5 protein-coding genes and 1 pseudogene are annotated in these 8,152 nt (G+C 61.0%); 2 read left to right on the top strand and 4 right to left on the bottom strand.

Annotated features, from left to right (window positions below; all coding sequences use genetic code 11):
- Positions 1-239: 239 nt before the first annotated feature.
- The 3 genes from P0O24_RS11890 to P0O24_RS11900 are packed head-to-tail and all read right to left on the bottom strand — an operon-like array spanning position 240 to position 3,774.
- Positions 240-785, bottom strand: coding sequence for an AAA family ATPase (locus tag P0O24_RS11890; RefSeq protein WP_316969972.1), 546 nt, complete (start codon positions 783-785; stop codon positions 240-242).
- The gene (locus P0O24_RS11895) at positions 782-1,609 is read right to left on the bottom strand and encodes an anaerobic ribonucleoside-triphosphate reductase activating protein (RefSeq protein WP_316969973.1); all 828 of its coding nucleotides are present in this window, start codon (positions 1,607-1,609) and stop codon (positions 782-784) included. The genes P0O24_RS11890 and P0O24_RS11895 overlap by 4 nt, the downstream gene beginning before the upstream one ends.
- Before the next feature lie 59 nt (positions 1,610-1,668).
- Complete coding sequence (locus P0O24_RS11900; RefSeq protein ID WP_316969974.1) at positions 1,669-3,774, bottom strand: ATP-dependent DNA helicase; 2,106 nt, start codon at positions 3,772-3,774, stop codon at positions 1,669-1,671.
- A 126-nt stretch (positions 3,775-3,900) separates the two neighbouring features.
- On the opposite strand from P0O24_RS11900, the gene P0O24_RS11905 reads away from it, so the two are divergent.
- Both P0O24_RS11905 and leuS read left to right on the top strand, forming a co-directional pair.
- Complete coding sequence (locus P0O24_RS11905) at positions 3,901-5,067, top strand: LL-diaminopimelate aminotransferase (RefSeq protein ID WP_316969975.1); 1,167 nt, start codon at positions 3,901-3,903, stop codon at positions 5,065-5,067.
- 20 nt (positions 5,068-5,087) lie between these two features.
- Positions 5,088-7,964, top strand: a complete 2,877-nt coding sequence (gene leuS / locus P0O24_RS11910; RefSeq protein WP_316969976.1) for a leucine--tRNA ligase — start codon at positions 5,088-5,090, stop codon at positions 7,962-7,964.
- A 67-nt stretch (positions 7,965-8,031) separates the two neighbouring features.
- Here the strand turns inward: leuS and P0O24_RS12615 are convergent.
- A pseudogene (locus P0O24_RS12615) lies at positions 8,032-8,152 on the bottom strand (IS701 family transposase); the annotation flags it as partial.

Here is an 8,152-nt window from a genome sequence, read left to right on the forward strand (position 1 = left end):
CGTCAAACCTCATAAGTCTCTGAGGTTAGAGGTCAATCAAGGTAGAAAGAGATGGATGCAGAGAACTCCCGCGATGGCTGAAGGACTCGTTGATCACGTCTGGACCATCAAAGAACTGATGACATTCGGGGTGCCAATTCAATGAAACGAGTACACTACCCGAAAATCCAAAAGCGCTTAAATTCGTTCTGAAGAAGCTTTCTTTCAACAGCAGGACCTTAAAAAACCTCCCCCATCCTTCATCCCCCAGCCAGCACCTCCCTCACCCTCCCCCAAAACTCCTCCACCCCCCCCGAGTTCTCGATCCTCAAATCCGCCGCCCGGATCGCCTCGCCCATCCCCCAGGAGAGCTCCCGGGCGTCTCGGTCGGCCACCGCCTTTGCGAGGTCGGACTCGTTTGCGTCGTCGGACCTCCCCCGGGAGGCGATCCGGGCGAGGCGGATCTCGTCGGGGACGTACACCTCGACGAGTTCGAAGTCATCGGAGCTTTTCCTGAATAGGTCCACCTCGAATTTGCTCCTGATCCCCTCGACGACGACCACGGGGGCGCCGGTGGCCCGGATCTTCGCAAGGCACCGGGCGGCGATGGCGGAGGGGCCCTCTTTATCTCTGAGATCGTTTCCCACGGCCCCCAGGTTTTTGTCGGTGGGGGGAAGGCCTCGCCGGGCCGCCTCCTCCCGGATGACGTCGCCCATGACGACGACGGGTATCTTCAAATCCCGGGCGACGTCCGCGGCCGCCGACTTGCCGGAGCCGGGCATCCCCACAAAGGCTATGATCTTCAACTCTGGTCACCCGTTTTATGATCTTGATCTTCTATCTTCGGATCTTTTCGCATCACTGGATGAGGCTTTCGCAGCTGACATATCTGGAATAGCTCCGTCTGGTAGGGGCGGGACCGGGAGGGGAGAGGCCCCTTCTTTACCGTGGCGTCGATCCCGCGCCGCTCCTTCATCGTCTGAGCCGCGATTGTGAGCAACTTTATGGGAACCGAGTCGAAGGGCTTCTCCCCTTCGCTCGGACGCCCCTGCTGGAGGGTCATCGACCCGACCGCCAGGTCCCTCAAGAGCTCTGCGATCTCCAACAGGCCGTCAATGGAGGGCATGTTGGGAAAGACCGTCGTCCTCACCTCCAGGGGGACTTTCGCTTCCATGCAGAGGCGGAGGCTCTCGGCGACCCGGGGCGCCACGCCCTTTCGGCCGGTCGCCCTCTCGTACTCGGGGTCCTTCAACGCCTCCTTGACATCGAGAAATACCATATCCACCAGCCCCTCTTCGATGATCTCGGCCAGCCGGTCAGGAAAATATCCGCAGGTTTCGACCCCGACCAATAGGCCCAACACCTTCGCGTGGCCGGCCACCGCCCGGCAGGCCGCGAGCTGTACCAGCGGCTCGCCGCCGGAGAGGATAACGCCGCTGATGAACGGCCCGGCCTCATCGATCTTCTTTTTAATTTTCTCTATATCTTCCAGCGTCTCTCCGGACTGGAGGTGGGCGTTATGGCAGTGGGGGCAGCGTAGGGGGCAGCCCCTCATGAAGATGACCGCCGCGGATATCCCCGTCCAGTCCAGGGTAGATAGTGGCACTATGCCACCGAGATTTATCTCCATTGATCATCCAACTTCTCATCTGACCGCATCATCTAGGAGGGGAGAGGGTGACGGAGTCGTCATAACGGTTCTCCCCCTCCGCCGCCCCTGAGCTGTTCGAAGACCTTCTCGGCGATCCTGGGGCCGAGGATCTCGGCCAGATCGGAGAGCTTCGCTCCCCTCAACTTATCGAGGCTGGTGTACCCGGCACGGTGGAGCTTTCTTGCCCTCACCCTCCCTACCCCCTTCAGGTCCAGGAGGCCCAAAAGGTCGGGGCCCGCGCCGTAGTGGATCCTCTTTTCAAGCTGGTATATCTTGAAGGTGGAACCCAGCTCTAGGTGCTCGGAGAGACGGCCCGCCGAATGCATCAGCCACTCGGCGGTCTCCGCAACCCTCCTGATGTCCCCGGGCCCGACCCGAAACCGGTCGGCGATCCTCTCCTCCTCTTCTTCTGATATCCAGTCGAGGAGGAGGGCAGCGGTCTTCGCCTCCCTCATCATCCAGTCGAAGTTCTCCTCGAAACAGAGCTCGCCGTAGTGCTGGTGGATGAACTCCTCGATCCAGCCGTCGGAGGCCTGGACGTATAGGGTGTCCATATCCGGGGTCATGGTGATGAGGTGGAGGAGGGTGAGGTCCGTGATCTTCTCCTTCGCCCGGAGGTTATCGACGACGATCCTGGCGGTGAGGGGGTCGATGTAGAGCCTCGATACCAGCTCCCCCAGGGGGGTCGGCCGCAGATCTGGATCGATCATACCGCTCTCGATGAGAAAATCGAGGACCTTCTCGATGGTGGCGTCCAGGTGCCAGGAGTCCTGCTGGTGGGCGTAGAAGGTGGAGGCGACGAACTTCTGTAGCTCCTCGGCGCTCTTCGCAAAGCCCGTCGCCATGGTGGAGAGGAGGTGGGTCCTCAGAGCAGGCTCCATGGCGAGCTTCGAGAAGATCTCCTCAGGCTCGCCCTGGACGTAATGCTCCAAAAGGTCCCTCGTCTCTGCGTCGCTCTTGGCCATTAGGAACGCCTCGCCCCGGGGGTCGAGGCCGGGCCTTCCGGCGCGGCCCGCCATCTGCCGGTACTCCATGACGGGGATCGCCACCATCCCCCTCGCCCCCTCGTACCTTCTGTAGCTTCTTATGAGAACCCTCCTCGCCGGAAGGTTCAGCCCCGCGGCGAGGGTGGGGGTCGAGGCTATAACCCTGATATCTCCGGAGCGAAACCCCCTCTCGACGATCGCCCTTTGCTCGGGGAGAAGTCCTGCATGGTGAAAGGCGACGCCGCCCCTGACGCACTCGGCGAGCTTCCTCGCCGTCTCGCTCTCACCGGTGGCCAGGACCTTCTCCGAGAGGCGCGATCCGTCCCTCCCCAAACCCCCCTCCCCCTTCGAGAAGGTCTTGGCGAGCTTTGAGGCCGTCGCCTCGGCGTTACGCCTGCTGCTCTCGAAGATCAGCATCTGACCCTTCTGGTTCATGGTGTCGAGGGCGAGGTCGACGAGGTCGTCCCGGCGGGAGGGGATCGAGGCCGTCTCACCGGGGAAGTGGAGGACGCCGTCGCAGATCACCCCCTCCTTCAGCTCCACAGGCCTCCACCGGCTCTCGACGAGGTCGGCTCCGAGCCAGGACGCCACCTCCCGGGCGTTGGCGACCGTCGCGGATAGGCCGAGGACCTGCATCCCAGGGTTGAGGCTCATGAGCTTGGTTATCGTCATCTCCAGGGTCGGCCCCCGGTTCGGCGAGTCGAGGAGGTGGATCTCGTCGACTACCAGGACCGAGAGGTCCCGGATCCACCGGGCTCCGTTTCTGATGAGGGAGTCGGCCTTCTCCGAGGTGGCGACGATGATCTGATTTCTTCCCAGGTACTCATCCCGCCGCTCCATATCGCCGCTGGATAGACCCACCCTGATGCCCAGATCGGAAAAACGAGAGAATGCGGCCTGCTTCTCCGATGCGAGGGCCCGGAGAGGGACGATGTAGAGGGACCTTTTCCCCGAAAGAGCGGCCTTCAGCATGGCCAGCTCCGCCAGCATCGTCTTTCCTGCGGCTGTGGGGACCGAGACGAGGAGGCTCTTCCCCTCAAGAAGACCCCTCTCAATGGCCTCGCTCTGGGGCGGATAGAGCTCTCTAATCCCCTCTTTCTTATAAAGTTCCGCGACCTCCCTGGGGATCCAGGAGGTCAGATCTTCGATCTCGATCATCTACTCCTCTAATCTTATATACAACGTGACAGTTACTATCTCGCGACAGACGCCGCCCAGCGACCCTGGTTAGATCCGGGCGCTGGCAGCATCGTGGATGTATACCGCTGATGGAGATAATATTCCATGTACTCTGATCGGATAAAATCCCTCCCACCATACCCCTTCGCCGCCATCGACAGGGCGAAGCTTGCGGCTCAGAAGAAAGGGGTGGACGTAATCGACCTGGGGGTAGGCGATCCTGACCTCCCCACACCTCAAAATATCATCGAAGCCCTCTGCAACGCGGCAAAGAACCCCGAAAACCACCAGTACCCCTCCTACGAGGGGAAGATGGAGTTTCGGACGGCGGCAGCCGATTGGTACAAAGAGACCTTCGGCGTGGACCTCGACCCCGAGTCGGAGGTTTTGGCCCTCATCGGCTCCAAGGAGGGGATAGCCCACGCCCCCCTGGCTTTCCTCAACCCCGGAAACCTCGCCCTCATCCCCGACCCGGCCTACCCCGTCTACAAGACCGCCATCGAATTTGCCGGGGGCGTCCCCGTCATCATGCCCCTCAAGAGGGAGCGGGGATTTCTCCCGGACCTGGACTCCATAACCTCCGACGTCGCCCGAAAGGCAAGGCTGGTCTTCCTCAACTACCCCAACAATCCCACGGGAGCCTGCGCAGACGTCGCCTTCTTCAAGAGGCTTGTGGACTTCGCAACGGATAACAACCTCATCGTCCTCCATGACAACCCCTACTCCGAGGTCTACTTCGGAGACGAGAGGCCGCCATCGATCCTGGAGGTTGAGGGGGCGCGGGAGGTGGCCGTCGAGTTTCACTCCCTATCCAAGACCTGCAACATGACCGGCTGGAGGGTGGGCTTCGTCGTCGGAAACGAAGAGATCATCCGGGGGATAGGAAACGTCAAGAGCAACATCGACTCCGGCAACTTCGGAGCCGTCCAGGACGCCGGGATCGCGGCCCTTAGAAGCTCGAAAGAGATCGCCGCCAAGATGAGGGCGACCTACAGGGAGAGGGTGGAGCTCCTCTATGAAGGGCTCTTTAAGATCGGCCTAGAGGTGGAGAAGCCCGAGGCTACCTTCTACCTCTGGGCCTGGACCGGCGGAAGATCCAAGGATTATACGAGGAAGCTGATCGACAAACTCGGGATCGTGGCCACCCCCGGCGTCGGCTTCGGCGACTACGGCGAGGGATATGTCCGGTTCTCTGTCACCCAGCCGACGGAGAGGATCGCCGAGGCGGTAAAGAGGATGGAGAAGATGGTGGCCGAGGAGAGGTCCCTCTGACCTGCAGGGAGGATACGATTTTGCTGCAAGATTATTCTGCATCGAAGATCGAATCGAAGTGGCAGCGAAAGTGGTCGGAGGAAGGGGTCTTCTCGGCGGAGCCGAAAGATGAGAAGAAGTTCTTCATAACGATACCTTACCCTTATCTCAATGGAAACCTCCACGCAGGCCATACGCGAACCTTCACCATCGGCGACGTCGTCGCGCGGTATCGAAGGATGAGGGGCGAGAACGTCCTCTTCCCCATGGGCTTTCACGTCACCGGAACGCCCATCGTCGGCCTCTCAGAGCTTGTAAAGAATCGTGATCCTGAGATCGAGAAGGTCTACACCGAGCACCACGACATCCCGCCGGAGGTATTCGCAACCCTCACGACCCCCCAGGCGATCGTCGACTACTTCCGGAAGGAGTCGAAGTCGGCGATGGAGTCCATCGGCTACTCCATCGACTGGAGGCGGGAGTTCACGACGACGGACCCCGCCTACAAGAAGTTCATTGAGTGGCAGTACTTCATCCTCCGGTCCCTCGGGTACGTCTCCAAAGGGAGCCACCCCGTAAGGTGGTGCCCCAACGACGAAAACCCCGTGGAGGACCACGACATCCTCAAGGGGGAGGAGGCGACGATCATCGACTTCGCCCTCATCAAGTTCAGGCTCGGCGACAGAATCCTCCCCTGCGCCACGTTGCGCCCCGAGACGGTCTTCGGGGTCACCAACCTCTGGGTGAACCCCGAGGTCGTCCACGCCGTCGCTCGGGTCGGCGACGAGACCTGGATCGTCAGCCAGGAGGCGTACGAGAAGCTGATCCATACCGATAGATCGGTGGAGAGGATTGGGGAGGTGAAGGGCGGCGACCTCATCGGCAAACGGTTACAAAACCCCCTGACAAAGGACGAGATCCTCGTCCTTCCGGCCACCTTCGTCGACCCCGACAACGGGAGCGGCATCGTCATGTCCGTCCCCGCCCACGCCCCCTTCGACTACCTGGCGCTGAAAGACCTATACGATCGAGACCTCAGCGGCTACGGGATCACCGAAGACCTCCGCAAAATCGAGTTCATCTCCCTCATCGAGGTCCCCGACTACGGCGAGTTTCCCGCCGTTGAGGTCTCCGACGAGCTGGGGGTCGTCGACCAGAACGATCCCCGGGCCGAGGAGGCTACAAAGCTCGTCTACCGGCGGGAGTTTCATAACGGCGTCCTGAAGGAGAGGACGGGAAAGTACGCCGGTGTCGCCGTCTCCAAGATCAAAGACCGGCTCCTGTCAGACCTCATCGATGGAAACGTCGCCGAGGTCTTCTACGAGTTCAGCGAGACCCCCGTCATCTGCCGGTGCGGGACCCGGTGCGTCGTCAAGATGGTGAAAGATCAGTGGTTCCTCAACTACTCCGACCCCGAATGGAAGGGGCGGGTCCTCGACTGCCTGGGAGGGATGAGGCTCATCCCCGAGGAGATCAGGACGGAGTTTGAGAACAAGGTCGACTGGCTGAAGGACAAGGCCTGCGCCAGAAGGAAGGGGCTGGGGACGAACCTGCCCTGGGACCAGGAGTGGCTGATCGAGTCCCTTGGAGACTCCACCATCTACATGTCCTACTACATCCTGGCCAAGTACGTCAACGGCGGGATGAAGATCGATCGCCTAGTCCCCGAGTTCTTCGACTACATATTCCTCGGGAAGGGCGACGCCACCAGGGTCGCCGACCTCTCGGGGATACCCGTCGAGACGGTCCGGGATATCCGGGCGGACTTCGAGTACTGGTACCCCGTCGACCTGCGCTCCTCCGGAAAAGACCTCGTCGCAAACCACCTCCTCTTCTTCCTCTACCATCACGTCGCCATATACCCGCCAGCCCTATGGCCGAGGGCGATGGCCGTCAACGGCTTCGTCTCCCTGGAGGGGAAGAAGATGTCCAAGTCGAAGGGGCCGCTGCTCACCCTCCGGCGGGCAGTCGAGGCCAACGGCGCGGACGTGACGAGGCTCTACATCCTCTCCAATGCCGAGCACACCCAGGACGCCGACTGGCGAAACGACGGCGTCGAGGCGACGAGGCAGCAGGTGCTCCGGTTCTACAACCTGGCCAGAGAGATCATAGCCGATCAGGAGATCGACGAGGCGGCAAATCCGGAGCTGATCGACCGGTGGATGGAGAGCATGCTCGCAAGGAGGATCCTCGAGACGACAGAGGCGCTGGAGGCGGTCCAGACGAGGAGGGCGGTCCAGAGCGCCTTCTACCACATGATAAACGACATCCGGTGGTACCAGAGGCGGGGCGGCAAAAACCGGCTTCGGTCCGTCCTCGACGTCTGGGTGAGGCTGATGGCGCCCTTCACCCCCCACGTCTGCGAGGAGATCTGGGAGGAGATGGCTGACGTTGAGGCGAAGGCCTTCGGGAAGGACGCGTACATCTCCCGGGCCCAGTGGCCTGTCGCCGACCCCAATATGATCGACCCCGGGGCGGAGATGGCCGAGGACCTCCTGGAGAGGACCCTCTCCGACGTCGAGGAGATCCTCAGGGTAACGAGCAAAAAGCCCGAGAGGATCACCCTCTTCACCACCCCATCGTGGAAGAGGGAGATGCTGAAGGCCGCCCTGGACCTCAAAGAGGGGGGAAGCCTGGACGTCGGTTCTATCATCAAATCGGCGATGGCCCTTCCGGAGGTCGCGAGCCACAAGAAGGAGGCGCCCAAGTACGCCCAGAGGCTGATGAAGGGGGCCCACGTCCTCACCTCCGACCCCCTCCAGATCGACGAGCTCGCCACCCTCTCCCGAGAGAAGAGGTACCTGGAGCGGGCCTTCTGCTGCCCGGTCAATGTTCTCTCGGCGGACGAGCCCGGCGAGGACCCCATGGGCAAGAGCAGGAACGCGGAGCCGGGGCGGCCCGCGATCTTCATCGAGTGAGATCCAAGGAAAGGCTCCGGGCCGGGAGGGTCTCGGGGCCACAGTTCATTTTTATAGAAAATAGGACTTACGCAGTTAGCGTGGCTGAGACATTATAATTTAGATATTTTATATATTCTTTTATAGCATTTCGAATGACACTTTGCTTGCTCTCGAACCAGCTTCGAGCAGTTCTGATTCTTTCGACT

This window comes from Candidatus Methanocrinis alkalitolerans, from assembly GCF_029167205.1.
Taxonomy (GTDB): Archaea; Halobacteriota; Methanosarcinia; order Methanotrichales; family Methanotrichaceae; genus Methanocrinis; species Methanocrinis alkalitolerans.